Below are 26,874 nucleotides of genomic sequence, written 5' to 3'. Positions count from 1 at the left end.
CAAGCAGGTGACCAAGCTGGGGAACGCTGATGGCTTACTCATATACTGAGAAAAAACGTATCCGCAAGGACTTTAGCAAGTTGCCGGACGTCATGGATGTGCCGTACCTCCTGGCCATCCAGCTGGATTCGTATCGTGAATTCTTGCAAGCGGGAGCGACTAAAGATCAGTTCCGCGACGTGGGCCTGCATGCGGCCTTCAAATCCGTTTTCCCGATCATCAGCTACTCCGGCAATGCTGCGCTGGAGTACGTCGGATATCGTCTGGGCGAACCGGCATTTGATGTCAAAGAATGCGTATTGCGCGGTGTAACTTACGCCGTACCTTTGCGGGTAAAAGTGCGCCTGATCATTTTCGACAAAGAATCGTCGAACAAAGCGATCAAGGACATCAAAGAGCAAGAAGTCTACATGGGTGAAATTCCCCTGATGACTGAAAACGGTACCTTCGTAATCAACGGTACCGAGCGTGTTATCGTTTCCCAGCTGCACCGTTCCCCGGGCGTGTTCTTCGACCACGACCGTGGCAAGACGCACAGCTCCGGTAAACTGCTGTACTCCGCGCGCATCATTCCTTACCGCGGTTCGTGGCTGGACTTCGAGTTCGACCCGAAAGACTGCGTATTCGTGCGTATCGACCGTCGTCGCAAGCTGCCTGCATCGGTACTGCTGCGCGCGCTCGGCTATACCACCGAAGAAGTGCTGGACGCGTTCTACACCACCAACGTATTCCACGTGAAGGGCGAGACCCTGAGCCTGGAACTGGTGCCTCAGCGCCTGCGCGGTGAAATCGCTGTCCTCGATATTCAGGATGACAAAGGCAAGGTTATTGTCGAGCAGGGTCGTCGTATCACCGCTCGCCACATCAACCAGCTGGAAAAAGCCGGGATCAAAGAGCTGGATGTGCCTCTGGACTACGTCCTGGGCCGCACAACCGCCAAGGTCATCGTGCATCCGGCTACCGGCGAAATCCTGGCAGAGTGCAACACCGAGCTGAACACCGAGATCCTGGCAAAAATCGCCAAGGCCGGCGTTGTTCGCATCGAAACTCTGTACACCAACGATATCGACTGCGGTCCGTTCGTCTCCGACACCTTGAAGATCGACTCCACCAGCAACCAACTGGAAGCCCTGGTCGAGATCTATCGCATGATGCGTCCTGGCGAGCCGCCAACCAAAGACGCTGCCGAGACCCTGTTCAACAACCTGTTCTTCAGCCCTGAGCGCTATGACCTGTCTGCGGTCGGCCGGATGAAGTTCAACCGTCGTATCGGTCGCACCGAGATCGAAGGTTCGGGCGTGCTGTGCAAGGAAGACATCGTCGCGGTACTGAAGACCCTGGTCGACATCCGTAACGGTAAAGGCATCGTCGATGACATCGACCACCTGGGTAACCGTCGTGTTCGCTGCGTAGGCGAAATGGCTGAGAACCAGTTCCGCGTTGGCCTGGTACGTGTTGAGCGTGCGGTCAAAGAGCGTCTGTCGATGGCTGAAAGCGAAGGCCTGATGCCGCAAGACCTGATCAACGCCAAGCCAGTGGCTGCGGCGGTGAAAGAGTTCTTCGGTTCCAGCCAGCTGTCCCAGTTCATGGACCAGAACAACCCGCTGTCCGAGATCACCCACAAGCGCCGTGTTTCTGCACTCGGCCCTGGCGGTCTGACTCGTGAGCGTGCCGGCTTTGAAGTGCGTGACGTACACCCGACTCACTACGGTCGTGTATGCCCGATTGAAACGCCGGAAGGTCCGAACATCGGTCTGATCAACTCCCTGGCCGCTTATGCGCGCACCAACCAGTACGGCTTCCTCGAGAGCCCGTACCGCGTGGTGAAAGACGCTCTGGTCACCGACGAGATCGTATTCCTGTCCGCCATCGAAGAAGCTGATCACGTGATCGCTCAGGCTTCGGCCACGATGAACGACAAGAAAGTCCTGATCGACGAGCTGGTAGCTGTTCGTCACTTGAACGAATTCACCGTCAAGGCGCCGGAAGACGTCACCTTGATGGACGTATCGCCGAAGCAGGTAGTTTCGGTTGCTGCGTCGCTGATTCCGTTCCTCGAGCACGACGACGCCAACCGTGCGTTGATGGGTTCGAACATGCAGCGTCAAGCTGTACCGACCCTGCGCGCTGACAAGCCGCTGGTAGGTACCGGCATGGAGCGTAACGTAGCCCGTGACTCCGGCGTTTGCGTCGTGGCTCGTCGTGGCGGCGTGATCGACTCCGTCGACGCCAGCCGTATCGTGGTTCGTGTTGCCGATGACGAAGTTGAAACCGGTGAAGCCGGTGTCGACATCTACAACCTGACCAAGTACACCCGCTCCAACCAGAACACCTGCATCAACCAGCGTCCGCTGGTGCGTAAAGGTGATCGGGTTCAGCGTAGCGACATCATGGCCGACGGTCCGTCCACCGACATGGGTGAACTGGCTCTGGGTCAGAACATGCGCATCGCGTTCATGGCATGGAACGGCTTCAACTTCGAAGACTCCATCTGCCTGTCCGAGCGTGTTGTTCAGGAAGACCGCTTCACCACGATCCACATCCAGGAACTGACCTGTGTGGCCCGTGACACCAAGCTTGGCCCAGAGGAAATCACTGCCGACATCCCGAACGTGGGTGAAGCGGCTCTGAACAAACTGGACGAAGCCGGTATCGTTTACGTAGGTGCTGAAGTTGGCGCAGGCGACATCCTGGTGGGTAAGGTCACTCCGAAAGGCGAGACCCAGCTGACTCCGGAAGAAAAACTGCTGCGTGCGATCTTCGGTGAAAAAGCCAGCGACGTTAAAGACACTTCCCTGCGTGTACCTACCGGTACCAAAGGTACTGTCATCGACGTACAGGTCTTCACTCGCGACGGCGTTGAGCGTGATGCTCGTGCCCTGTCGATCGAGAAGTCCCAGCTGGACGAGATCCGCAAGGACCTGAACGAAGAGTTCCGTATCGTTGAAGGTGCTACTTTCGAACGTCTGCGTTCCGCTCTGGTCGGCCACAAAGCCGAAGGCGGCGCCGGTCTGAAGAAAGGCCAGGACATCACCGATGAAGTTCTCGACGGTCTTGAGCACGGCCAGTGGTTCAAACTGCGCATGGCTGAAGATGCTCTGAACGAGCAGCTCGAGAAGGCTCAGGCCTACATCGTTGATCGCCGCCGCCTGCTGGACGACAAGTTCGAAGACAAGAAGCGCAAACTGCAGCAAGGCGATGACCTGGCTCCGGGCGTGCTGAAAATCGTCAAGGTCTACCTGGCAATCCGTCGTCGCATCCAGCCGGGCGACAAGATGGCCGGTCGTCACGGTAACAAGGGTGTGGTCTCCGTGATCATGCCGGTTGAAGACATGCCGCACGATGCCAATGGCACCCCGGTCGACGTCGTCCTCAACCCGTTGGGCGTACCTTCGCGTATGAACGTTGGTCAGATCCTTGAAACCCACCTGGGCCTCGCGGCCAAAGGTCTGGGCGAGAAGATCAACCGCATGATCGAAGAGCAGCGCAAGGTTGCCGAGCTGCGTAAGTTCCTGCACGAGATCTACAACGAGATCGGCGGTCGTCAGGAAAGCCTCGATGACTTCTCGGACCAGGAAATCCTGGACCTGGCTCAAAACCTGCGTGGCGGCGTTCCAATGGCCACTCCAGTGTTCGACGGTGCCAAGGAAAGCGAAATCAAGGCCATGCTGAAACTGGCGGACCTGCCAGAAAGCGGCCAGATGCAGCTGACCGACGGCCGTACCGGCAACAAGTTCGAGCGCCCGGTTACCGTTGGCTACATGTACATGCTGAAGCTGAACCACTTGGTAGACGACAAGATGCACGCGCGTTCTACCGGTTCGTACAGCCTGGTTACCCAGCAGCCGCTGGGTGGTAAGGCGCAGTTCGGTGGTCAGCGTTTCGGGGAGATGGAGGTCTGGGCACTGGAAGCATACGGTGCCGCTTACACTCTGCAAGAAATGCTCACAGTGAAGTCGGACGATGTGAACGGCCGTACCAAGATGTACAAAAACATCGTGGATGGCGATCACCGTATGGAGCCGGGCATGCCCGAGTCCTTCAACGTGTTGATCAAGGAAATTCGTTCCCTCGGCATCGATATCGATCTGGAAACCGAATAACACGTGACGCGAATCGAGAGCGGGGCAGGATTGCCCGCTCTCTGCTCCGCCAGGAGGAAAGGCCTTGAAAGACCTACTGAATTTGCTGAAAAACCAGGGTCAAGTCGAAGAGTTCGACGCCATCCGTATCGGATTGGCATCGCCTGAGATGATCCGTTCGTGGTCGTTCGGTGAAGTTAAAAAGCCGGAAACCATCAACTACCGTACGTTCAAACCTGAGCGTGACGGCCTGTTCTGCGCCAAGATCTTTGGCCCGGTAAAGGATTACGAGTGCCTGTGCGGTAAGTACAAGCGCTTGAAGCACCGCGGTGTGATCTGCGAGAAGTGCGGCGTTGAAGTCGCGCTGGCAAAAGTTCGTCGTGAGCGCATGGCGCACATCGAACTGGCTTCGCCGGTTGCCCACATCTGGTTCCTGAAATCGCTGCCGTCCCGTATCGGCTTGCTGATGGACATGACCCTGCGTGATATCGAACGCGTTCTCTACTTCGAGAGCTACGTCGTTATCGATCCAGGCATGACCACCCTTGAAAAAGGTCAGCTGCTGAACGACGAGCAGTACTTCGAAGCGCTGGAAGAGTTCGGCGACGATTTCGATGCCCGCATGGGTGCCGAAGCTGTCCGCGAACTGCTGCACGCTATCGACCTGGAACACGAGATTGGCCGTCTGCGTGAAGAAATTCCGCAAACCAACTCGGAAACCAAGATCAAGAAGCTGTCCAAGCGTCTGAAGTTGATGGAAGCCTTCCAGGGTTCCGGCAACCTGCCAGAGTGGATGGTGCTGACCGTTCTGCCGGTTCTGCCGCCAGACCTGCGTCCACTGGTCCCGCTGGATGGCGGTCGCTTCGCGACTTCCGACCTCAACGATCTGTATCGTCGAGTGATCAACCGTAACAACCGTTTGAAGCGCCTGCTGGATCTGTCCGCTCCGGACATCATCGTGCGCAACGAAAAGCGTATGTTGCAGGAAGCCGTCGACGCACTGCTCGACAACGGTCGTCGTGGCCGCGCTATCACAGGTTCCAACAAGCGTCCTCTGAAATCCCTGGCTGACATGATCAAGGGTAAGCAGGGTCGTTTCCGTCAGAACTTGCTCGGTAAGCGTGTTGACTACTCCGGCCGTTCGGTAATTACCGTAGGTCCGACCCTGCGTCTGCACCAGTGCGGTCTGCCGAAGAAGATGGCTCTCGAGCTGTTCAAGCCGTTCATTTTCGGCAAGCTGGAAATGCGTGGTCTCGCGACCACCATCAAAGCTGCCAAGAAGATGGTCGAGCGCGAGCTGCCGGAAGTTTGGGACGTTCTCGCTGAAGTGATTCGCGAACACCCGGTTCTTCTCAACCGTGCACCGACCCTTCACCGTCTGGGTATCCAGGCGTTTGAGCCGGTACTGATCGAAGGTAAGGCTATCCAGCTGCACCCTCTGGTCTGCGCCGCGTACAACGCCGACTTCGACGGCGACCAAATGGCCGTGCACGTACCGCTGACGCTGGAAGCCCAGCTGGAAGCGCGTGCGTTGATGATGTCGACCAACAACATTCTGTCGCCAGCCAACGGTGAGCCAATCATCGTTCCGTCGCAGGACGTTGTATTGGGTCTGTACTACATGACGCGTGAAGCGATCAACGCCAAGGGCGAAGGTCGTGTATTCGCGGATCTGCAGGAAGTTGACCGTGTGTTCCGTGCCGGCGAAGCCGCACTGCACGCCAAGGTCAAAGTCCGGATCAACGAAACCGTCAACGACCGTGACGGCGGCAGCGTGACCAACACCCGTATCGTCGACACCACTGTCGGCCGTGCGCTATTGTTCCAGGTTGTGCCAAAAGGTCTGTCGTACGACGTCGTCAACCTGCCGATGAAGAAGAAGGCGATCTCCAAGCTGATCAACCAGTGCTACCGCGTGGTTGGTCTGAAAGAGACCGTTATCTTCGCTGACCAGTTGATGTACACCGGTTTTGCCTACTCGACCATCTCCGGCGTTTCCATCGGTGTTAACGACTTCGTTATCCCGGATGAAAAAGCCCGCATCATCGGTGCTGCCACCGACGAAGTGAAAGAGATCGAGAGCCAGTACGCCTCCGGCCTGGTAACCCAGGGCGAGAAGTACAACAAAGTGATCGACCTTTGGTCCAAGGCGAACGACGAAGTTTCCAAGGCGATGATGGCCAACCTCTCGAAAGAGAAAGTCATCGACCGTCATGGCGTCGAAGTCGACCAGGAATCGTTCAACTCGATGTACATGATGGCCGACTCGGGTGCGCGGGGTTCCGCAGCACAGATTCGTCAGCTCGCCGGTATGCGTGGCCTGATGGCCAAGCCGGACGGCTCCATCATTGAAACGCCGATTACTGCGAACTTCCGTGAAGGTTTGAGCGTACTTCAGTACTTCATCTCCACTCACGGTGCTCGTAAAGGTCTGGCGGATACCGCGTTGAAAACGGCGAACTCGGGTTACCTGACTCGTCGTCTGGTAGATGTGGCGCAGGATCTGGTTGTAACCGAGATCGATTGCGGCACCGAACACGGTCTGCTGATGACTCCGCACATTGAAGGCGGTGACGTTGTAGAACCGTTGGGTGAGCGCGTATTGGGTCGTGTTATTGCCCGTGACGTATTCAAGCCGGGTACCGAGGACGTCATCGTTCCTGCCGGCACTCTGGTAGACGAGAAGTGGGTCGAGTTCATCGAGCTGAACAGCATCGACGAAGTGATCGTGCGTTCGCCGATCAGCTGCGAAACCCGCTACGGCATTTGCGCCAAGTGCTACGGCCGTGACCTGGCTCGTGGTCACCAGGTGAACATTGGTGAAGCGGTCGGCGTTATCGCTGCCCAGTCCATCGGTGAGCCGGGTACCCAGCTGACGATGCGTACGTTCCACATCGGTGGTGCGGCAAGTCGGACCTCCGCAGCCGACAGTGTTCAGGTGAAGAATGGCGGTACCGTCCGTCTGCATAACCTGAAGCACGTTGAGCGAGTGGATGGTCACCTGGTAGCTGTGTCCCGTTCCGGTGAGCTGGCCATCGCTGATGACTTCGGTCGTGAGCGTGAGCGTTACAAGCTGCCGTACGGTGCTGTGATTTCGGTTAAAGAAGGTGACAAGGTCGACGCTGGCGCCATCGTGGCCAAGTGGGATCCGCACACTCACCCGATCGTTACCGAAATGAAAGGTACCGTGACCTACGTGGGCATGGAAGAAGGCATCACGATCAAGCGTCAGACTGACGAATTGACCGGTATGACCAACATTGAAGTACTCGACGCCAAAGATCGTCCAGCTGCCGGTAAGGACATTCGTCCAGCCGTCAAGATGGTCGACGACAACGGCAAGGATCTGTTGCTGCCAGGCACTGACGTAATCGCTCAGTACTTCCTGCCAGCCAACGCCCTGGTCGGTGTAGCGGACGGTGCGAAGATTGCGATCGGTGATGTTATCGCTCGTATTCCGCAAGAAACTTCGAAGACCCGTGACATCACCGGTGGTCTGCCGCGTGTTGCCGACCTGTTCGAAGCCCGTCGTCCGAAAGAAGCGTCGATTCTGGCTGAAGTCAGCGGCACCATCGCGTTCGGTAAAGAGACCAAGGGCAAGCGCCGTCTGGTCATTACCCCGAACGACGGTAGCGATCCGTACGAAGAGCTGATTCCGAAGTGGCGTCACCTGAACGTGTTCGAAGGCGAACAGGTAAACCGCGGCGAAGTTATCTCCGACGGTCCGAGCGATCCACACGACATCCTGCGTCTGCTGGGTGTGAGTGCGCTGGCCAAGTACATCGTCAACGAGATCCAGGACGTTTACCGTCTGCAAGGCGTGAAGATCAACGACAAGCACATCGAGACCATCCTGCGTCAGATGCTGCGTAAAGTTGAAATCGCTGAATCCGGCGATTCCAGTTTCATCAAGGGCGACCAGATGGAACTGACTCACGTACTGGTAGAGAACGAGCGCCTGGCGACTGAAGACAAGTTTGTCTCCAAGTTCACTCGTGTACTGCTGGGTATCACCAAGGCGTCGTTGTCCACCGAATCGTTCATCTCGGCGGCTTCCTTCCAGGAAACCACTCGCGTACTGACCGAAGCGGCGGTAACCGGCAAGCGCGATTACCTGCGCGGCCTGAAAGAAAACGTGGTCGTGGGTCGTCTGATCCCGGCCGGTACCGGTCTGGCTTATCACAGCGAGCGTAAGCGTCGCCGTGATGCAGACAAACCGTTGCGCGTAAGCGCCAGTGAAGTGGAAGCTGCACTGACCGAAGCGCTGAACTCGAGCGGTAACTGAGTTCTGCGGTAAATGAGTGTGAGGCCCTGGTCACTCCGTTCATCGAATCGAGACAAATTGTCGAGATTGGATGAGCGGGGAGGGCGGGGCCTTGCCTTGACTGGGGACAAGATCCTCTTTAGACTCTTGTACCCCTAAATTTGGCGGGAACTCGTTCCTGCCATTTTGCTTTTCTTGCAAGACAATAGCGTCGCAAGACAACAGTGGAGCTAGTAGATGGCAACTATCAACCAGCTGGTACGTCAGCCGCGTAAGCGTATCGTCGAGAAATCCGACGTGCCTGCGCTGCAGAACTGCCCGCAACGCCGTGGCGTGTGCACCCGTGTGTACACCACCACGCCGAAAAAACCTAACTCGGCACTGCGTAAAGTATGCCGTGTGCGTCTGACCAACGGTTTCGAGGTTTCCTCGTACATCGGTGGTGAAGGCCACAACCTGCAAGAGCACAGCGTGGTACTGATCCGCGGTGGTCGTGTAAAAGACTTGCCAGGTGTTCGTTACCACACCGTTCGCGGTTCGTTGGATACTTCCGGTGTTAAAGGTCGTAACCAGGGTCGTTCGAAGTACGGTACCAAGCGTCCGAAGTAATCGGCCGTTTTGCAGTTATTCATTTTATTGAGTCGATAAGAGTAAGGTCGGGCACGTATCCACTGGATCTGTCCCGGGCTAACCTGAAGACCGTTTGAGGGCTTATCAATGCCAAGACGTCGCGTAGCAGCCAAGCGTGAGATTCTGGACGATCCGAAATACGGAAGCCAAATCCTCGCCAAATTCATGAACCACGTAATGGAAAGCGGCAAGAAAGCCGTTGCCGAGCGTATCGTTTATGGTGCCCTGGATACCGTGAAGGCTCGTAAGGCCGGCACCGATCCCCTGGAACTCTTCGAAAAAGCACTCGACGCCATCGCTCCGCTGGTCGAAGTGAAGTCGCGCCGCGTTGGTGGTGCTACTTACCAGGTTCCGGTCGAGGTTCGTCCTTCCCGTCGTAACGCTCTGGCAATGCGCTGGTTGGTAGACTTCGCCCGCAAGCGCGGCGAGAAGTCTATGGCTCTGCGTTTGGCTGGCGAACTGTTGGACGCCGCCGAAGGTAAAGGTGCTGCAGTTAAGAAGCGTGAAGACGTGCACCGTATGGCTGAAGCCAACAAGGCTTTCTCGCACTACCGCTTCTAATTCTAGCGTCACTCATTTTGCGAGGGCTTTATGGCTCGTACTACACCGATTAATCGCTACCGTAACATCGGTATCGTTGCTCACGTGGATGCTGGTAAAACCACCACCACCGAGCGCGTCCTTTTTTACACCGGCAAAAGCCACAAGATGGGCGAAGTGCATGACGGCGCTGCGACCACTGACTGGATGGTTCAGGAGCAGGAGCGTGGTATTACCATTACTTCTGCTGCCATTACCGCCTTCTGGCAGGGTTCGGCCAAGCAGCACAAAGACCAATACCGCTTCAACGTCATCGATACCCCGGGCCACGTAGACTTCACCATTGAAGTTGAACGTTCCCTGCGTGTACTCGACGGCGCGGTCGTTGTGTTCTGCGGCACCTCCGGCGTTGAGCCTCAGTCCGAAACCGTATGGCGTCAAGCCAACAAGTACGGCGTTCCACGTATCGTTTACGTGAACAAGATGGACCGTGCCGGTGCTAACTTCCTGCGCGTGATCGCTCAGATCAAGCAGCGCCTGGGTCACACTCCGGTGCCGATCCAGTTGGCTATCGGTTCCGAAGACAACTTCCAGGGTCAGATCGATCTGATGACCATGGAAGCGGTTTACTGGAACGATGCCGACAAGGGCATGACTCCACGTCGCGAAGCCATCCCTGCTGAACTGCAGGAACTGGCTGAAGAGTGGCGCAACAACATGGTTGAGGCTGCGGCCGAAGCCAGCGAAGAGCTGATGAACAAGTACCTCGAAGGGGAAGAGCTCTCCATCGAGGAAATCAAGGGTGCTCTGCGTCAGCGTACTATCGCTGGTGAGATCGTTCTGGCTGTTTGCGGTTCTTCCTTCAAGAACAAGGGCGTTCCCCTGGTTCTCGACGCCGTTATCGACTACCTGCCGGCTCCAACCGACATTCCTGCCATCAAGGGTACCGACCCGGATGACGAGGAAGTTCAAATGGAGCGTCATGCAGACGACAACGAGCCGTTCTCGGCTCTGGCGTTCAAGATCGCTACCGACCCATTCGTGGGTACCTTGACCTTCGTCCGCGTTTACTCGGGCGTGTTGGCCTCCGGCGACGGCGTGATCAACTCGGTCAAAGGCAAGAAAGAGCGTGTGGGTCGTATGGTGCAGATGCACGCAAACGCCCGTGAAGAGATCAAGGAAGTACGCGCTGGCGACATCGCGGCCTTGATCGGCATGAAGGACGTCACCACTGGTGAAACCTTGTGCAACGCTGACAAGCCAATCATCCTGGTTCGCATGGACTTCCCGGAGCCGGTTATTTCGGTTGCCGTTGAGCCTAAGACCAAGGATGACCAGGAAAAAATGGGTATCGCTCTGGGCAAGCTTGCTCAGGAAGACCCGTCTTTCCGCGTCAAGACTGATGAAGAGACTGGTCAAACGATCATCTCTGGCATGGGCGAGCTGCACCTGGACATCCTGGTTGACCGGATGCGCCGTGAGTTCAACGTCGAAGCCAACATCGGTAAGCCTCAGGTTTCCTATCGTGAGCGCATCACGAAGAACTGCGAAATCGAAGGCAAGTTCGTTCGTCAATCCGGTGGTCGTGGCCAGTTCGGTCATTGCTGGATCCGTTTTGCTCCTGCTGACGAAGGTCAGGAAGGTCTGCAATTCTTGAACGAAGTAGTGGGTGGTGTGGTTCCTAAGGAATACATCCCGGCTATCCAGAAGGGCATCGAAGAGCAGATGAAGAACGGCGTAGTTGCCGGCTATCCGCTGATCGGCCTGAAGGCTACCGTGTTTGATGGTTCTTACCACGACGTCGACTCCAACGAGATGGCGTTTAAGGTGGCTGCTTCCATGGCGACCAAGCAACTGGCCCAGAAGGGCGGTGGTGAGTTGCTCGAGCCGATCATGGCGGTAGAGGTTGTTACGCCTGAAGACTATATGGGTGACGTGATGGGCGACCTCAATCGTCGTCGCGGCATGATTCTGGGTATGGAAGACACGGTTTCCGGTAAGGTGATCCGTGCTGAAGTTCCGTTGGGCGAGATGTTCGGTTATGCGACCGACGTTCGTTCGATGTCCCAGGGTCGCGCAAGCTACTCTATGGAATTCAAAAAATACAATACGGCTCCGTCGCACATCGTCGAAACCGTTACCAAAAAACAAGGCTGATTCAGTCCTTTAGGCAAGGAGTTAATTGTCGTGGCTAAAGAAAAATTTGATCGTTCCCTACCGCACGTCAACGTTGGCACCATCGGTCACGTTGACCACGGTAAAACCACTCTGACCGCAGCTCTGACTCGCGTTTGCTCCGAAGTTTTCGGTTCCGCAATCGTTGAATTCGACAAGATCGACAGCGCGCCAGAAGAAAAAGCTCGTGGTATCACCATCAACACCGCGCACGTCGAGTACAACTCGAACATTCGTCACTACGCTCACGTTGACTGCCCAGGTCACGCTGACTACGTGAAGAACATGATCACCGGTGCTGCCCAGATGGACGGCGCGATCCTGGTTTGCTCGGCCGCTGATGGTCCGATGCCGCAAACCCGTGAGCACATCCTGCTGTCCCGTCAGGTAGGCGTTCCGTACATCGTGGTTTTCCTGAATAAGGCTGACCTGGTAGACGACGCTGAGCTGCTGGAGCTGGTAGAGATGGAAGTGCGCGATCTGCTGAGCACTTACGACTTCCCAGGCGACGACACTCCAATCATCATTGGTTCGGCCCGTATGGCGCTGGAAGGCAAAGATGACAACGAGATGGGCACCACTGCCGTCAAGAAGCTGGTAGAAACTCTGGACACCTACATCCCAGAGCCAGAGCGTGCTATCGACAAGCCGTTCCTGATGCCAATCGAAGACGTATTCTCGATCTCCGGTCGCGGTACTGTTGTGACTGGTCGTATCGAGCGCGGTATCGTTCGCGTACAGGATCCACTGGAAATCGTTGGTCTGCGTGACACTACCGTCACCACCTGCACCGGTGTTGAAATGTTCCGTAAGCTGCTCGACGAAGGTCGTGCTGGCGAGAACTGCGGCGTTCTGCTGCGTGGCACCAAGCGTGACGACGTTGAGCGTGGTCAGGTTCTGGTCAAGCCAGGTTCGGTTAAGCCGCACACCAAGTTCACCGCAGAAGTTTACGTTCTGAGCAAGGAAGAAGGCGGTCGTCACACTCCGTTCTTCAAAGGCTACCGTCCACAGTTCTACTTCCGTACTACTGACGTGACTGGTAACTGCGAGCTGCCAGAAGGCGTTGAAATGGTAATGCCAGGTGACAACATTCAGATGACTGTTACCCTGATCAAAACCATCGCGATGGAAGACGGTCTGCGTTTCGCTATCCGTGAAGGCGGTCGTACCGTCGGCGCTGGCGTCGTAGCCAAAATCATCGAGTAAGCATCTCTTTTGAGATAGCTTCGATGCTTTGAAAAGCCCCCGCTCAGCGGGGGCTTTTTTATTGGGTTGACACCTATCTGGGGCGTCTATAGAATTGCGCCTCCTTTTAACGGGCGTATTGCGCCCGGTGGGAATAGCAGCCGGAGTCTGAAATCCAATGCAAAATCAGCAAATCCGTATCAGGTTGAAGGCTTTCGACCATCGCCTGATCGACCAATCAACCCAGGAAATCGTGGAAACCGCGAAACGTACTGGTGCTCAAGTGCGTGGTCCAATTCCACTGCCTACCCGTAAAGAGCGGTTCACCGTTCTGGTCTCCCCGCACGTCAACAAAGACGCGCGTGACCAGTACGAGATCCGTACTCATAAGCGCGTTCTGGACATCGTCCAGCCAACGGATAAAACCGTTGATGCTCTTATGAAGCTTGATCTTGCGGCCGGTGTGGAAGTGCAGATCAGCCTCGGCTAAGACTCGGTCTTAGTCGTGTAACGCTCTGAAATGGGCGGCCATAGCGGGTGAAAGCCCCGTACACTCATGAGGTTTACAACATGACTATTGGTGTAGTCGGTCGTAAATGCGGTATGACCCGTATTTTCACCGAAGAAGGTGTCTCCATTCCGGTCACGGTCATTGAGATCGAGCCGAATCGCGTCACCCAGTTCAAAACTGAAGAGACCGATGGCTATCGTGCAGTGCAAGTCACTGTCGGCGAGCGTCGTGCTTCGCGTGTAACAGCAGCTCAGGCTGGCCACTTCGCTAAGGCGAACGTTGCCGCTGGTCGTACCGTAATGGAATTCCGCCTTGAAGAAGGCGAGTACCAGGCCGGCGATCTGATCAACGCTGAAATCTTCGCCGCTGGTCAACTGGTTGATGTAACCGGTCAGTCCAAGGGTAAAGGCTTCCAGGGTACGATCAAGCGTTGGAATTTCCGCGGGCAAGATAACACCCACGGTAACTCCGTATCCCACCGCGTTCCAGGCTCTATCGGCCAGTGCCAGACTCCTGGTCGTGTATTCAAGGGCAAAAAAATGTCCGGTCATATGGGCGCTGAGCGCGTGACCGTGCAGTCCCTCGAAGTAGTGCGCGTGGACGCTGAACGCAATCTGTTGTTGGTCAAGGGCGCTGTTCCTGGCGCTACTGGCGGCAACTTGGTTGTACGTCCAGCAGCCAAGGCTCGCGGTTAAGGGGAAGCTGACATGCAATTAAATGTAAATGACGCTCAAGCGATCGAAGTTTCCGAACTGACATTTGGCGGCGAATTCAACGAGACGCTGGTTCACCAAGCAGTCGTGGCCTACATGGCCGGCGGCCGTCAGGGTTCCAAGCAGCAAAAGACCCGTTCCGACGTTCGTGGTGGCGGCAAGCGCCCATGGCGTCAGAAAGGTACTGGCCGTGCTCGTGCCGGTACTATCCGTAGCCCAATCTGGCGTGGCGGCGGTACCACTTTCGCAGCTCGTCCTCAGGATCACTCCCAGAAGCTGAACAAGAAGATGTATCGCGCAGCAATGCGTTCCATCCTTGCTGAGCTGGTGCGTACTGATCGTCTGGTCGTGGTTCAGGATTTCGCCGTTGAAACGCCGAAAACCAAAGACCTGCTGGGCAAGCTGAACAACATGAGCCTGACCGACGTTCTGATCGTGTCGGACGCTGTTGATCAGAACCTGTACCTGGCTGCTCGTAACCTGCCACACGTAGATGTACGTGACGTGCAAGGTTCCGATCCAGTTAGTCTGATCGCATACGACAAGGTGTTGATCACCGTGTCGGCCGTGAAGAAATTCGAGGAGCTGCTGGGATGAACCAGGAACGCGTATTTAAAGTTCTGCTTGGCCCGCACGTTTCCGAGAAGGCTACGGTTCTGGCAGACAAGAAAGGCCAGTTCGTTTTCAAGGTTGCTACTGACGCAACCAAGCTGGAAATCAAGAAGGCCGTCGAAAGCCTGTTCAGCGTGAAAGTAGAGCGTGTAACTACCCTGAATGTTCTGGGTAAGAGCAAGCGCACTGCTCGCGGTCTGGGCAAGCGTAATGACTGGAAGAAGGCAGTTATCTCCCTTCAGCCAGGCCAAGATCTCGATTTCAGCAGCAGTGCTGAGTAAGGAAGGGGTGCATCATGGCAATCGTTAAATGCAAACCGACTTCCCCTGGCCGCCGTTTTGTGGTCAAGGTGGTCAACCAGGAGCTGCATAAAGGCGCTCCTCACGCACCGCTGCTCGAGAAGAAATCGAAGACTGGTGGTCGTAACAACAATGGCCGTATTACCACTCGTCACATCGGTGGTGGTCATAAGCAGCATTACCGTATGGTCGATTTCCGTCGCAACGACAAAGATGGCATCGTCGCCACTGTCGAGCGTATCGAATACGATCCAAACCGTACTGCTCACATCGCACTGCTCTGCTACGCAGACGGCGAGCGCCGCTACATCATCGCCCCTAAAGGCGTGAGTGCTGGCGACCAGCTGATCGCAGGCGCTCTGGCTCCAATCAAGCCAGGCAACGCTCTGCAACTGCGCAACATTCCAGTCGGTTCTACCGTACACGGCATCGAACTGAAGCCAGGTAAAGGCGCACAGATCGCTCGTTCCGCTGGTGCTTCGGCTCAGCTGATCGCTCGTGAAGGCGTGTACGTTACCCTGCGTCTGCGTTCCGGTGAAATGCGTAAAGTCCTGGCTGAATGCCGTGCGACCCTGGGCGAAGTCTCGAACTCCGAGCACAGCCTGCGTTCGCTGGGTAAAGCCGGTGCCAAACGCTGGCGTGGCGTTCGCCCAACCGTTCGTGGTGTTGCCATGAACCCGGTTGACCACCCACATGGTGGTGGTGAAGGTCGTACCTCTGGTGGTCGTCATCCGGTATCGCCATGGGGCTTCCCGACTAAGGGCGCGAAGACTCGTGGTAATAAGCGTACCGACAAAATGATCGTCCGTCGTCGCAAGTAAATAGAGGGATACGACAGTGCCACGTTCTCTGAAAAAAGGTCCTTTTATCGATCTTCACCTACTGAAGAAGATCGAAGTGGCGGCGGAAAAGAACGATCGCAAACCGGTGAAAACCTGGTCGCGTCGTTCGATGATCCTGCCACAAATGGTCGGTCTGACCATCGCAGTACACAACGGTCGTCAGCACGTCCCAGTTCTCGTGAACGAAGACATGGTCGGCCACAAACTGGGCGAGTTCGCCGGTACCCGCACTTATCGCGGGCACGTGGCAGACAAGAAAGCCAAGCGTTAAGGGGTTAGGAAATGGAAGTAGCCGCTAAGTTGTCGGGCGCTCGAATCTCCGCCCAGAAAGCCCGCTTGGTCGCCGACCAGATCCGCGGGAAGAAGGTGGGCGAAGCGCTCAACCTGTTGGCTTTCAGCAGTAAGAAAGCCGCCGAGATCATGAAGAAAGTGCTGGAGTCGGCCGTAGCCAACGCCGAGCATAACGAAGGCGCAGACGTTGATGACCTGAAGGTCAGCACCGTTTTCGTCAACGAAGGGCGTTCGCTGAAGCGCATCATGCCACGTGCCAAAGGCCGTGCTGATCGCATCGTCAAGCGGTCTTGCCATATCACTGTCAAGGTTGCTGACAAGTAACGGAGTCGAAGAGATGGGTCAGAAAGTACATCCCATTGGCATTCGCCTGGGAATCGTCAAGGAGCACACCTCCGTCTGGTACGCAGACGGTCGGACTTATGCGGACTATTTGCTCGCAGATCTGAATGTGCGTGAGTACCTCCAAGACAAACTAAAAAGCGCGTCCGTAAGCCGTATCGATATCCATCGTCCGGCCCAAACTGCACGCATCACCATCCACACCGCTCGTCCAGGTATCGTTATCGGGAAGAAAGGTGAAGATGTTGAGAAACTGCGTCAGGACCTGACCAAGCAAATGGGTGTGCCTGTGCACATCAATATCGAAGAGATCCGCAAGCCGGAGCTCGACGGTATGCTGGTTGCGCAGAGCGTAGCTCAGCAGCTGGAGCGTCGCGTAATGTTCCGTCGTGCTATGAAGCGCGCCGTACAGAACGCCATGCGCATTGGTGCCAAAGGCATCAAAATCCAAGTGAGCGGTCGTCTCGGCGGTGCTGAAATCGCACGTACTGAATGGTATCGCGAAGGTCGTGTGCCATTGCACACCCTGCGTGCCGACATCGACTATGCCAACTACGAAGCTCACACCACTTACGGTGTGATCGGTGTAAAGGTTTGGATCTTCAAAGGCGAAGTAATTGGTGGTCGCCAAGAAGAACTGAAACCACAAGCACCAGCGCCTCGTAAAAAAGCTGCTAAGTAAGGGGTACGCCAAATGTTGCAACCAAAGCGTACGAAGTTCCGCAAGCAAATGACTGGTCACAACCGTGGCCTGGCATTGCGCGGTAGCAAAGTCAGCTTCGGCGAGTTCGCGCTGAAGTCTGTTGCTCGTGGTCGTCTCACCGCTCGTCAGATCGAGTCAGCGCGTCGTGCTCTGACCCGTCACGTAAAACGTGGCGGCAAGATCTGGATCCGTGTATTCCCGGACAAGCCGATCTCCAAGAAGCCTCTCGAGGTTCGTATGGGTAAAGGTAAGGGTAACGTGGAGTACTGGGTTGCCCAGATTCAGCCAGGCAAAGTCCTGTATGAAATCGAGGGTGTTTCTGAAGAGCTGGCGCGTGAGGCTTTCGCCCTGGCTGCTGCAAAGCTGCCGCTCGCCACCTCCTTTGTTAAACGGACGGTGATGTGATGAAAGCGAATGAACTTCGTGAAAAATCCGCACAGCAGCTGAACGAGCAACTGCTCGGCCTGCTGCGCGACCAGTTCAATCTGCGTATGCAGAAAGCAACTGGCCAGTTGGGGCAGTCTCATCTGCTCTCGCAAGTTAAGCGTGACATCGCTCGCGTGAAGACTGTGCTCAACCAGCAGGCAGGTAAGTAATCATGGCTGAAGCCGAAAAAACTGTCCGTACGCTGACTGGCCGTGTTGTCAGCGACAAGATGGACAAAACCATCACCGTTCTGATCGAGCGTCGCGTTAAGCACCCGATCTACGGTAAATACGTTAAGCGTTCGACTAAGCTGCACGCGCACGACGAAACCAATCAGTGCCACATCGGCGACAAAGTCACTATTCGTGAAACTCGTCCTTTGGCCAAGACCAAGTCTTGGGCGCTGGTTGATGTTCTCGAACGCGCTGTGGAAGTCTAAGGACTAGGGGTCGGAGAAATTATATGATTCAGACTCAATCCATGCTCGATGTGGCCGATAACAGCGGCGCTCGCCGCGTTATGTGCATCAAGGTGCTGGGTGGCTCCCATCGTCGTTACGCTGGTATCGGTGACATCATCAAGGTTACCGTGAAGGAAGCAATTCCTCGCGGTAAAGTGAAAAAAGGCCAAGTGATGACTGCTGTTGTAGTCCGCACTCGTCACGGCGTACGTCGTGCTGATGGCTCCATTATCCGCTTTGATGGCAACGCTGCTGTTCTGTTGAACAACAAGCAAGAGCCGATCGGCACCCGTATCTTTGGGCCAGTGACCCGTGAACTTCGTACTGAGAAGTTCATGAAGATCGTCTCGCTCGCCCCAGAAGTGCTGTAAGGAGATCCGACATGCAAAAGATTCGTCGTGACGACGAGATCATCGTGATCGCCGGCAAAGACAAAGGTAAGCGCGGTAAGGTGCTTAAGGTTCTCGCTAACAACCGTCTGGTTATTGGTGGTCTGAACCTGGTCAAGCGTCATACCAAGCCTAACCCGATGTCGGGCGTGCAGGGCGGTATCGTCGAAAAAGAAGCTCCACTGGATGCTTCTAACGTCGCCATTTTCAACAGCGAAACCAACAAGGCTGACCGCGTTGGTTTCAAAGTAGAAGACGGCAAGAAAATTCGTGTCTTCAAGTCGACCCAAAAAGCGGTTGATGCTTGAACACTGCTAGGTAGATGAGACCATGGCACGACTAAAAGAGATTTACCGGAAGGAAATTGCTCCGAAACTTAAGGAAGAACTTAAGCTTTCGAACGTGATGGAAGTTCCGCGCGTTACCAAAATCACCCTGAACATGGGTCTGGGCGAAGCGATCGGCGACAAGAAAGTCATCGAGCACGCTGTTGCTGACCTGGAAAAGATCACCGGCCAGAAAGTCGTTGTGACCTACGCTCGCAAATCCATCGCAGGCTTTAAAGTCCGTGAAGGTTGGCCGATCGGCGTCAAAGTGACCCTGCGCCGTGAGCGTATGTACGAGTTCCTGGATCGTCTGCTGTCGATCTCCCTGCCTCGGGTTCGCGACTTCCGCGGCCTGAATGCCAAGTCCTTCGATGGTCGTGGCAACTACAGCATGGGCGTGAAAGAGCAGATCATCTTCCCGGAAATCGACTACGACAAGATCGATGCTCTCCGCGGTCTGGACATCACCCTGACCACCACTGCCAAGAACGATGATGAAGGCCGCGCTCTGCTGCGTGCGTTCAAATTCCCGTTCCGCAACTGATTGGAGTAGGACCATGGCCAAGATGAGCATGAAAAACCGCGAGCTGAAGCGTCAGCTCACGGTTGCCAAGTACGCCAAGAAGCGTGCAGCACTGAAAGCTATCATCGTTGATCTGAACGCAAGTCCAGAAGCGCGTTGGGAAGCTACAGTAGCCCTGCAGAAGCAGCCACGTGACGCAAGCGCTTCGCGCATGCGTAACCGCTGCCGCCTGACCGGTCGTCCACACGGCGTTTACCGCAAGTTCGGCCTCGGCCGTAACAAGCTGCGTGAAGCTGCCATGCGTGGTGACGTACCGGGTCTGGTTAAAGCCAGCTGGTAAGTACTGTCAAAGTCTCGGTGTCCAGGATCGCAAGATCCTGACCACCGGTGGCCTTGAATCTGGATCAAGCCCCTTTTGGGGCTTGATTCATTTCTGGGGTGTGTCTAGAATACCCGGCTCGCCTGAGCCCGTGTTTTTCATGCCCGGAGATTCTCGGCGACACGTAATAGCCGCAAGGCTAATTTTTTTGTATTAGGAGCGTCTAGCCCATGAGTATGCAGGACCCGTTAGCGGACATGCTAACTCGTATCCGTAATGCCCAGATGGCTGAAAAGTCCGTCGTAAGCATGCCATCTTCCACGTTGAAGGTAGCTGTTGCCAAAGTCCTGAAGGACGAAGGTTACATTGCGGGTTATCAGATCAGCAGCGAAATCAAACCACTGCTGTCCATCGAGCTGAAGTACTTCGAAGGCCGTCCGGTTATCGAAGAAGTGAAGCGCGTTAGCCGTCCAGGCCTGCGTCAGTACAAGTCCGTCGATGATCTGCCAAAAGTTCGTGGCGGTCTCGGTGTGTCTATCGTCTCCACCAACAAGGGTGTGATGACTGATCGTGCTGCGCGCGCTGCCGGTGTCGGCGGCGAAGTTCTTTGCACTGTGTTCTAAGGGGGGATAAGCATGTCTCGCGTCGCTAAGAACCCCGTTAAGCTGCCAGCCGGTGTCGAAGTAAAATTCGCAGGCCAACAGCTTTCGGTGAAGGGTGCCAAGGGCACTCTCGAACTGAACATCCATTCGTCCGTTGAGATCGTTGAAGAAGCTGGTGAGCTGCGTTTCGCTGCTCGCAATGGCGATCAACAGACTCGCGCAATGGCTGGTACCACTCGTGCGTTGGTAAACAACATGGTCCAAGGCGTAAGCCAAGGCTTCGAGCGCAAGCTCCAGCTGGTCGGTGTTGGTTACAAAGCGCAAGCAAAAGGCACAGTGCTGAACCTGGCTCTTGGCTTCTCGCACCCAGTGGATTACGAACTGCCGGAAGGCATCACCGCTGAGACTCCTAGCCAGACCGATATCCTGATCAAGGGCATCGACAAGCAGCTGGTAGGTCAAGTGGCCGCCGAGATCCGCGACTTCCGTCCACCAGAGCCGTACAAAGGCAAAGGTGTGCGCTACGCGGACGAAGTCGTCCGTCGTAAAGAAGCCAAGAAGAAGTAGGGCATAGCAAATGACCGACAAAAAAGTTACTCGACTGCGTCGCGCTCGCAAAGCACGCCTGAAAATGCACGAACTCGAAGTCGTGCGTCTCTGCGTGTTCCGCTCTTCGCAGCACATCTACGCCCAGGTCATTTCGGCCGACGGCAACAAAGTCCTGGCAAGCGCCTCGACTTTGGATAAAGAACTGCGTGATGGTGCCACCGGCAACATCGACGCGGCCACTAAGGTTGGCCAGCTGGTCGCTACGCGTGCTAAGGCCGCTGGCGTCTCGCAGGTGGCTTTCGACCGCTCTGGCTTCAAGTACCACGGCCGCGTTAAAGCGCTGGCTGATGCTGCTCGTGAAGCTGGGCTGGAGTTCTAAGTTATGTCAAATAACGACCAAAAGCGCGACGAAGGCTACATCGAGAAGCTGGTTCAAGTTAACCGCGTAGCCAAAACCGTTAAAGGCGGCCGTATCTTCACTTTCACCGCGTTGACCGTGGTTGGTGATGGTAAGGGCCGTGTTGGCTTCGGCCGTGGCAAGTCGCGTGAAGTGCCTGCTGCGATCCAGAAGGCAATGGAAGCTGCTCGCCGCAACATGATCCAGGTTGATCTGAACGGCACCACCCTGCAGTACGCCATGAAGTCCGCTCACGGCGCTTCGAAGGTGTACATGCAGCCTGCTTCTGAAGGTACCGGTATCATCGCTGGCGGCGCTATGCGTGCCGTCCTCGAAGTTGCTGGCGTTCAGAACGTTCTGGCCAAGTGCTACGGCTCGACTAACCCGGTAAACGTGGTTCACGCCACTTTCAAGGGTTTGAAAGCAATGCAGTCTCCTGAATCCATTGCCGCCAAGCGTGGCAAAAGCGTCAAGGAGATCTTCTGATCATGGCTACCGTTAAAGTTACGCTGATCAAAAGCATGACCGGCCGCATCCCTAACCACAAACTGTGCGTTAAGGGTCTGGGTCTGCGTCGCATCGGTCACACTGTAGAAGTCCAGGATACTCCCGAGAATCGCGGGATGATCAACAAGGCTTACTACATGCTGCGTGTCGAGGGTTAATCGATGAAACTCAATGATCTGAGTCCAGCGCCGGGTTCCCGTCGCGAAAAGCATCGTCCGGGCCGTGGTATCGGTAGCGGTTTGGGTAAGACTGGTGGCCGTGGTCACAAAGGTCAGACCTCTCGCTCCGGTGGCACCATTGCTCCAGGCTTTGAAGGCGGTCAACAGCCGCTGCATCGTCGCCTGCCGAAGTTCGGTTTCGTTTCCCTGAAAGCCATGGACCGCGCAGAAGTGCGTCTGTCCGAGCTGGCCAAAGTGGAAGGCGACATCGTCACCGTGCAGTCCCTGAAAGATGCCAACGTGATCAACGTCAACGTACAGCGTGTGAAAATCATGCTGTCCGGTGAAGTGACTCGCGCTGTCACTATCGGCAAGGGAATCGGCGCCACCAAAGGTGCGCGTGCGGCTATCGAAGCAGCTGGCGGCAAGTTCGAGGAATAAATGGCTAAGCAAGGTGCTCTCTCTGCGCTCGGCAAAGGCGGTATGTCTGAACTCTGGGCTCGTCTGCGTTTTCTGTTCCTGGCGATTATCGTCTACCGAATAGGCGCACACATCCCGGTTCCAGGTATCAACCCGGACCGACTCGCGGACCTGTTTCGACAGAATGAGGGGACCATTCTTAGCTTGTTCAACATGTTTTCCGGCGGCGCGCTGGAACGGATGAGCATCTTTGCACTGGGGATCATGCCGTACATCTCGGCATCGATCATCATGCAACTGATGACCGCCGTCAGCCCGCAGCTGGAGCAGTTGAAGAAGGAAGGTGAAGCTGGCCGTCGCAAGATCAGCCAGTACACCCGCTACGGCACTGTCGTCCTCGCTCTCGTTCAGGCCATTGGCATGTCCATTGGTCTGGCGGGGCAGGGCGTTGCGTTCACTGGTGACTTTGGCTTCCATTTCGTCGCGGTATCCACGTTTGTGGCTGGTGCGATGTTCATGATGTGGCTGGGTGAGCAGATTACTGAGCGTGGTGTTGGCAACGGTATCTCGATGTTGATTTTTTCGGGTATCGTCGCCGGTCTTCCGAGAGCGATCGGGCAGTCTTTCGAGTCTGCACGTCAGGGTGATATCAATATCTTCGCCCTGGTTGCCATCGGTTTGCTGGCAGTAGCGATTATCGGTTTCGTGGTGTTCATTGAGCGTGGTCAGCGTCGTATTGCTGTTCACTACGCCAAGCGTCAGCAGGGCCGCAAGGTCTTCGCTGCGCAGACCAGCCACTTGCCGCTGAAGGTGAACATGGCCGGTGTTATTCCGGCTATTTTCGCGAGCAGCATTTTGCTGTTCCCGGCTTCGTTGGGTGCCTGGTTCGGTCAGTCTGAAGGTATGGGCTGGTTGCAGGACATCTCGCAGTCGATCGCTCCTGGTCAGCCGTTGAATATTCTGCTGTTTAGTGCAGGGATTATTTTCTTCTGCTTCTTCTATACGGCGTTGATGTTCAATCCGAAAGACGTAGCGGAAAACCTGAAGAAGTCCGGTGCCTTTATTCCGGGCATCCGTCCAGGTGAGCAGTCTGCGCGCTACATTGATGGCGTTCTGACTCGCTTGACCATGTTCGGTGCTCTTTACATGACGGCCGTCTGCCTGTTGCCCCAGTTCCTGGTGGTTGCAGCCAACGTACCGTTCTACCTTGGCGGGACCTCGTTGCTGATCGTCGTCGTGGTTGTGATGGACTTCATGTCCCAAGTACAATCGCACCTCGTTTCGCACCAGTACGAATCCCTGATGAAGAAAGCCAACCTGAAGGGTTACGGCAGCGGCATGCTGCGCTGACCCATAAGGTTCGAGGAGTTGGTGATGAAAGTTCGTGCATCGGTGAAAAAGCTGTGCCGTAACTGCAAGATTATTCGCCGCGAAGGTGTTGTTCGAGTAATTTGCAGCGCGGAACCGCGTCACAAACAGCGCCAAGGCTGAGTGTGATTGTGCTTCAAGCCCGGCAGCTAGTGCGCTGCCGGGTTGATTATTTGTTATTACAGCGATATTATCTCGCGCCCTATTTCTTGGCTTCCGGGGCGTAGGTAGCTGTCAATTGGAGTCCCACTGAATGGCCCGTATTGCAGGCGTTAACATTCCAGATAACAAGCATACTGTTATCTCGCTGACCTACATCTATGGTGTTGGTCGCACTACTGCACAGAAAATTTGTGCAGAGACTGGGGTAAACCCAGCAGCAAAGATCAAAGATCTGAGCGACGAGCAGATTGAACAGCTGCGTGGCGAAGTGGCGAAGTTCACCACTGAAGGTGACCTGCGTCGCGAAATCAACATGAAAATCAAGCGCTTGATGGACCTCGGTTGCTATCGCGGTCTGCGTCATCGTCGCGGTCTTCCAGTGCGCGGTCAGCGTACCAAGACCAACGCGCGTACCCGTAAAGGTCCGCGTAAGCCGATCCGCAAGTAATCGCCCCAGCGAATCGACAGGAATTTAATCATGGCAAAACCTGCTGCTCGTCCTCGTAAAAAAGTTAAAAAGACAGTGGTTGATGGCATCGCCCACATCCATGCATCTTTTAACAACACCATCGTGACCATCACCGACCGTCAAGGTAACGCTCTTTCCTGGGCTACCTCCGGTGGTTCGGGTTTCCGCGGTTCCCGCAAGTCCACCCCGTTTGCTGCTCAGGTAGCTGCTGAACGTGCTGGTCAAGCTGCGCTGGAATACGGCCTGAAAAACCTCGACGTCAACGTCAAAGGTCCAGGTCCAGGTCGTGAATCCGCAGTCCGCGCTTTGAACGGCTGTGGCTACAAGATCGCCAGCATCACCGACGTGACGCCAATCCCGCACAACGGGTGCCGTCCGCCGAAGAAGCGCCGCGTGTAATCCAGGAGATTGTAAAGAATGGCTCGTTACATTGGTCCAAAATGCAAACTCGCTCGTCGCGAAGGCACCGATCTCTTCCTGAAGAGCGGCGTGCGCGCGATCGAATCGAAGTGCAACATTGAAGCAGCACCTGGTATCCACGGCCAACGCCGCGGTCGCCAGTCCGACTACGGCACCCAACTGCGTGAAAAGCAGAAGGTCCGTCGTATCTACGGCGTTCTCGAGCGTCAATTCAGCGGCTACTACAAAGAAGCAGCTGGCAAGAAAGGTGCAACCGGTGAGAACCTGCTGCAACTGCTCGAATGCCGTCTGGACAACGTTGTATACCGTATGGGCTTTGGTTCGACTCGTGCCGAATCCCGTCAGCTGGTATCGCACAAGTCGATCAGCGTAAACGGTCAGACCGTTAACGTTCCGTCCTACCAGGTTCGTGCTGGTGACGTGGTCGCTGTTCGCGAGAAAGCAAAAAATCAACTTCGCATTGTCCAAGCTCTCGATCTGTGTGCCCAACGTGGCCGCGTAGAATGGGTAGAAGTAGACACTGAGAAGAAGTCGGGCGTTTTCAAGAACGTTCCAGCTCGCAGTGATCTGTCCGCCGACATCAACGAAAGCCTGATTGTCGAGCTCTACTCCAAGTAAGGGCTAGAAAATAGGTGCATCCATGCAGATTTCGGTAAATGAGTTCCTGACACCCCGCCACATTGATGTGCAGGTTGTCAGTCCAACCCGCGCCAAGATCACTCTCGAGCCTCTCGAGCGTGGTTTCGGCCATACCCTGGGCAACGCGCTGCGCCGCATCCTGTTGTCCTCAATGCCCGGCTGTGCAGTAGTCGAGGCCGAGATTGACGGTGTGCTCCACGAGTACAGCGCCATCGAAGGTGTACAGGAAGACGTAATTGAAATCCTGTTGAACCTTAAAGGTCTGGCTATCAAGCTGCACGGTCGTGACGAAGTTACGCTGACCTTGTCGAAGAAGGGTTCGGGGGTGGTTACCGCTGCCGATATTCAGCTGGATCATGATGTCGAGATCGTTAATCCCGATCACGTAATCGCTAACCTGGCGTCTAACGGCGCCCTGAACATGAAGCTCGTAGTAGCTCGTGGTCGTGGTTATGAACCGGCAGACTCGCGTCAGAGCGATGAAGACGAAAGCCGCAGCATCGGTCGCTTGCAGCTTGACTCTTCGTTCAGCCCGGTTCGCCGTATCGCATACGTGGTGGAAAACGCCCGTGTCGAGCAGCGTACTAACCTGGACAAGCTGGTTATTGATCTGGAAACCAACGGTACTCTGGATCCTGAAGAGGCTATTCGCCGCGCTGCAACCATCCTGCAACAGCAGTTGGCTGCGTTCGTCGACCTCAAGGGTGACAGTGAACCAGTGGTTGTCGAGCAGGAAGACGAGATCGATCCGATCCTGCTTCGCCCGGTTGACGATCTGGAACTGACTGTACGTTCGGCTAACTGCCTTAAGGCGGAAAACATTTACTACATCGGTGACCTGATTCAGCGTACCGAAGTGGAACTGTTGAAGACTCCGAACCTGGGCAAGAAATCCTTGACTGAAATCAAGGACGTTCTGGCCTCCCGCGGTCTGTCCCTCGGCATGCGCCTCGACAACTGGCCGCCTGCAAGTCTTAAGAAGGACGACAAGGCGACTGCCTGATCGTCGTAATCACCGAACGTAGTGTTTGGTAAGGAATGAACCATGCGTCATCGTAAAAGTGGTCGTCACCTGAGCCGCACCAGCTCGCACCGCAAGGCCATGTTCCAAAACATGGCGGTGTCGCTGTTCGAGCACGAGCTGATCAAAACGACTCTGCCAAAAGCCAAAGAACTGCGCCGCGTTGCCGAGCCGCTGATCACTCTGGCCAAGACAGACAGCGTTGCTAACCGTCGTCTGGCTTTCGACCGTACTCGTTCGAAAGCTATCGTTGGTAAGCTCTTCAACGACCTGGGCAAGCGTTACGCTACCCGTGAGGGTGGCTACCTGCGCATCCTCAAGTGCGGTTTCCGCGCTGGCGACAACGCGCCTATGGCGTACGTCGAGTTGGTTGATCGTGCTACTGCTGGCGAAGCTGTATCCGCCGAGTAAGACGTCAGTCTGAAACAAGGAACCGGGCCTAGTGCCCGGTTTTTTGTGCCTGTAAGAAATGTACCTTCGTATAATCCTTGAATCCTTCCCCTTGTCATATTATCGGTTTGGGGGCTGAT

The 26,874-nt window shown here is 55.6% G+C and carries 34 protein-coding genes; all 34 read left to right on the top strand.

What is annotated here, in order from left to right:
- The first annotated feature begins 29 nt into the window (after positions 1-29).
- The 34 genes from rpoB (at position 30) to rplQ (ending at position 26,755) form a co-directional block, all read left to right on the top strand.
- Complete coding sequence (rpoB, locus tag C9422_RS28230) at positions 30-4,103, top strand: DNA-directed RNA polymerase subunit beta (RefSeq protein WP_007970415.1); 4,074 nt, start codon at positions 30-32, stop codon at positions 4,101-4,103.
- A gap of 64 nt (positions 4,104-4,167) precedes the next feature.
- Positions 4,168-8,367, top strand: a complete 4,200-nt coding sequence (gene rpoC / locus C9422_RS28225) for a DNA-directed RNA polymerase subunit beta' (protein ID WP_007970416.1) — start codon at positions 4,168-4,170, stop codon at positions 8,365-8,367.
- Positions 8,368-8,583: 216 nt separating this feature from the next.
- On the top strand, positions 8,584-8,955 hold the full coding sequence (gene rpsL / locus C9422_RS28220; RefSeq protein WP_003186084.1) for a 30S ribosomal protein S12: 372 nt from the start codon (positions 8,584-8,586) through the stop codon (positions 8,953-8,955).
- 108 nt (positions 8,956-9,063) lie between these two features.
- On the top strand, positions 9,064-9,537 hold the full coding sequence (rpsG, locus tag C9422_RS28215; RefSeq protein WP_007970418.1) for a 30S ribosomal protein S7: 474 nt from the start codon (positions 9,064-9,066) through the stop codon (positions 9,535-9,537).
- Positions 9,538-9,567: 30 nt separating this feature from the next.
- Positions 9,568-11,673, top strand: coding sequence for an elongation factor G (gene fusA, locus C9422_RS28210; protein WP_116582922.1), 2,106 nt, complete (start codon positions 9,568-9,570; stop codon positions 11,671-11,673).
- 30 nt (positions 11,674-11,703) lie between these two features.
- Entirely contained in the window at positions 11,704-12,897 is a 1,194-nt protein-coding gene (gene tuf, locus C9422_RS28205) for an elongation factor Tu (protein WP_007970421.1), read from the top strand.
- Between the two features lie 157 nt (positions 12,898-13,054).
- A complete protein-coding gene (gene rpsJ, locus C9422_RS28200; RefSeq protein ID WP_003186070.1) occupies positions 13,055-13,366 on the top strand; it encodes a 30S ribosomal protein S10 in 312 nt (103 codons plus the stop codon).
- 80 nt (positions 13,367-13,446) lie between these two features.
- Positions 13,447-14,082 (top strand): 50S ribosomal protein L3, encoded by a 636-nt coding sequence (gene rplC / locus C9422_RS28195; RefSeq protein WP_003186059.1) that lies wholly within the window; start codon positions 13,447-13,449, stop codon positions 14,080-14,082.
- A gap of 12 nt (positions 14,083-14,094) precedes the next feature.
- Entirely contained in the window at positions 14,095-14,697 is a 603-nt protein-coding gene (rplD, locus tag C9422_RS28190) for a 50S ribosomal protein L4 (protein ID WP_003228735.1), read from the top strand.
- Positions 14,694-14,993: a 50S ribosomal protein L23 gene (rplW, locus tag C9422_RS28185; protein WP_002555488.1), complete on the top strand. Its 300-nt coding sequence runs from the start codon at positions 14,694-14,696 to the stop codon at positions 14,991-14,993. The genes rplD and rplW overlap by 4 nt, the downstream gene beginning before the upstream one ends.
- 14 nt (positions 14,994-15,007) lie before the next feature.
- Complete coding sequence (rplB, locus tag C9422_RS28180; protein ID WP_003228734.1) at positions 15,008-15,832, top strand: 50S ribosomal protein L2; 825 nt, start codon at positions 15,008-15,010, stop codon at positions 15,830-15,832.
- Positions 15,833-15,848: 16 nt separating this feature from the next.
- Positions 15,849-16,124: a 30S ribosomal protein S19 gene (gene rpsS, locus C9422_RS28175; RefSeq protein WP_002555486.1), complete on the top strand. Its 276-nt coding sequence runs from the start codon at positions 15,849-15,851 to the stop codon at positions 16,122-16,124.
- Between the two features lie 11 nt (positions 16,125-16,135).
- Complete coding sequence (gene rplV / locus C9422_RS28170) at positions 16,136-16,468, top strand: 50S ribosomal protein L22 (RefSeq protein WP_003103908.1); 333 nt, start codon at positions 16,136-16,138, stop codon at positions 16,466-16,468.
- 13 nt (positions 16,469-16,481) lie between these two features.
- On the top strand, positions 16,482-17,168 hold the full coding sequence (gene rpsC / locus C9422_RS28165) for a 30S ribosomal protein S3 (protein WP_007970424.1): 687 nt from the start codon (positions 16,482-16,484) through the stop codon (positions 17,166-17,168).
- Between the two features lie 12 nt (positions 17,169-17,180).
- A complete protein-coding gene (gene rplP, locus C9422_RS28160; protein ID WP_003228729.1) occupies positions 17,181-17,594 on the top strand; it encodes a 50S ribosomal protein L16 in 414 nt (137 codons plus the stop codon).
- Positions 17,594-17,785 (top strand): 50S ribosomal protein L29, encoded by a 192-nt coding sequence (rpmC, locus tag C9422_RS28155; protein WP_002555481.1) that lies wholly within the window; start codon positions 17,594-17,596, stop codon positions 17,783-17,785. Before rplP ends, rpmC begins: the two co-directional genes overlap by 1 nt.
- A 2-nt stretch (positions 17,786-17,787) precedes the next feature.
- Complete coding sequence (gene rpsQ / locus C9422_RS28150; RefSeq protein WP_003176419.1) at positions 17,788-18,054, top strand: 30S ribosomal protein S17; 267 nt, start codon at positions 17,788-17,790, stop codon at positions 18,052-18,054.
- A 23-nt stretch (positions 18,055-18,077) separates the two neighbouring features.
- Complete coding sequence (rplN, locus tag C9422_RS28145; RefSeq protein WP_002555479.1) at positions 18,078-18,446, top strand: 50S ribosomal protein L14; 369 nt, start codon at positions 18,078-18,080, stop codon at positions 18,444-18,446.
- A gap of 11 nt (positions 18,447-18,457) precedes the next feature.
- Positions 18,458-18,772, top strand: a complete 315-nt coding sequence (gene rplX / locus C9422_RS28140) for a 50S ribosomal protein L24 (RefSeq protein WP_095059509.1) — start codon at positions 18,458-18,460, stop codon at positions 18,770-18,772.
- A gap of 22 nt (positions 18,773-18,794) precedes the next feature.
- A complete protein-coding gene (gene rplE, locus C9422_RS28135; protein WP_003210069.1) occupies positions 18,795-19,334 on the top strand; it encodes a 50S ribosomal protein L5 in 540 nt (179 codons plus the stop codon).
- Between the two features lie 13 nt (positions 19,335-19,347).
- Complete coding sequence (rpsN, locus tag C9422_RS28130; RefSeq protein WP_003176414.1) at positions 19,348-19,653, top strand: 30S ribosomal protein S14; 306 nt, start codon at positions 19,348-19,350, stop codon at positions 19,651-19,653.
- A 209-nt stretch (positions 19,654-19,862) separates the two neighbouring features.
- Positions 19,863-20,255, top strand: a complete 393-nt coding sequence (gene rpsH / locus C9422_RS28125; protein WP_003186040.1) for a 30S ribosomal protein S8 — start codon at positions 19,863-19,865, stop codon at positions 20,253-20,255.
- A gap of 12 nt (positions 20,256-20,267) precedes the next feature.
- On the top strand, positions 20,268-20,801 hold the full coding sequence (rplF, locus tag C9422_RS28120) for a 50S ribosomal protein L6 (RefSeq protein ID WP_003176412.1): 534 nt from the start codon (positions 20,268-20,270) through the stop codon (positions 20,799-20,801).
- A gap of 10 nt (positions 20,802-20,811) precedes the next feature.
- On the top strand, positions 20,812-21,162 hold the full coding sequence (rplR, locus tag C9422_RS28115; protein ID WP_003186037.1) for a 50S ribosomal protein L18: 351 nt from the start codon (positions 20,812-20,814) through the stop codon (positions 21,160-21,162).
- Between the two features lie 3 nt (positions 21,163-21,165).
- Complete coding sequence (gene rpsE / locus C9422_RS28110) at positions 21,166-21,666, top strand: 30S ribosomal protein S5 (RefSeq protein ID WP_003186035.1); 501 nt, start codon at positions 21,166-21,168, stop codon at positions 21,664-21,666.
- A 2-nt stretch (positions 21,667-21,668) separates the two neighbouring features.
- Positions 21,669-21,845 carry a 50S ribosomal protein L30 gene (rpmD, locus tag C9422_RS28105; protein WP_003176408.1) on the top strand — a complete coding sequence of 59 codons (177 nt, stop codon included), beginning with the start codon at positions 21,669-21,671 and terminating at the stop codon, positions 21,843-21,845.
- Positions 21,846-21,848: 3 nt separating this feature from the next.
- A complete protein-coding gene (gene rplO, locus C9422_RS28100; protein ID WP_003228720.1) occupies positions 21,849-22,286 on the top strand; it encodes a 50S ribosomal protein L15 in 438 nt (145 codons plus the stop codon).
- On the top strand, positions 22,287-23,615 hold the full coding sequence (gene secY, locus C9422_RS28095; protein ID WP_003228718.1) for a preprotein translocase subunit SecY: 1,329 nt from the start codon (positions 22,287-22,289) through the stop codon (positions 23,613-23,615).
- A 24-nt stretch (positions 23,616-23,639) separates the two neighbouring features.
- Complete coding sequence (gene rpmJ, locus C9422_RS28090; RefSeq protein ID WP_002555468.1) at positions 23,640-23,756, top strand: 50S ribosomal protein L36; 117 nt, start codon at positions 23,640-23,642, stop codon at positions 23,754-23,756.
- A gap of 130 nt (positions 23,757-23,886) precedes the next feature.
- On the top strand, positions 23,887-24,243 hold the full coding sequence (gene rpsM, locus C9422_RS28085; RefSeq protein WP_009045849.1) for a 30S ribosomal protein S13: 357 nt from the start codon (positions 23,887-23,889) through the stop codon (positions 24,241-24,243).
- A 30-nt stretch (positions 24,244-24,273) separates the two neighbouring features.
- Positions 24,274-24,663, top strand: a complete 390-nt coding sequence (gene rpsK / locus C9422_RS28080; RefSeq protein ID WP_002555466.1) for a 30S ribosomal protein S11 — start codon at positions 24,274-24,276, stop codon at positions 24,661-24,663.
- An 18-nt stretch (positions 24,664-24,681) separates the two neighbouring features.
- Positions 24,682-25,302, top strand: coding sequence for a 30S ribosomal protein S4 (gene rpsD, locus C9422_RS28075; RefSeq protein ID WP_003176404.1), 621 nt, complete (start codon positions 24,682-24,684; stop codon positions 25,300-25,302).
- A 22-nt stretch (positions 25,303-25,324) separates the two neighbouring features.
- A complete protein-coding gene (rpoA, locus tag C9422_RS28070) occupies positions 25,325-26,326 on the top strand; it encodes a DNA-directed RNA polymerase subunit alpha (RefSeq protein ID WP_007970428.1) in 1,002 nt (333 codons plus the stop codon).
- Positions 26,327-26,368: 42 nt separating this feature from the next.
- Positions 26,369-26,755 carry a 50S ribosomal protein L17 gene (gene rplQ, locus C9422_RS28065; protein ID WP_007970429.1) on the top strand — a complete coding sequence of 129 codons (387 nt, stop codon included), beginning with the start codon at positions 26,369-26,371 and terminating at the stop codon, positions 26,753-26,755.
- Positions 26,756-26,874: the final 119 nt, after the last annotated feature.

The organism is Pseudomonas sp. B1(2018), assembly GCF_003097365.1.
Lineage (GTDB): Bacteria > Pseudomonadota > Gammaproteobacteria > Pseudomonadales > Pseudomonadaceae > Aquipseudomonas > Aquipseudomonas laurylsulfatiphila.
Note: the sequence above shows the minus strand (reverse complement) of the source record. Positions and strands in the feature narration are given on the sequence as shown.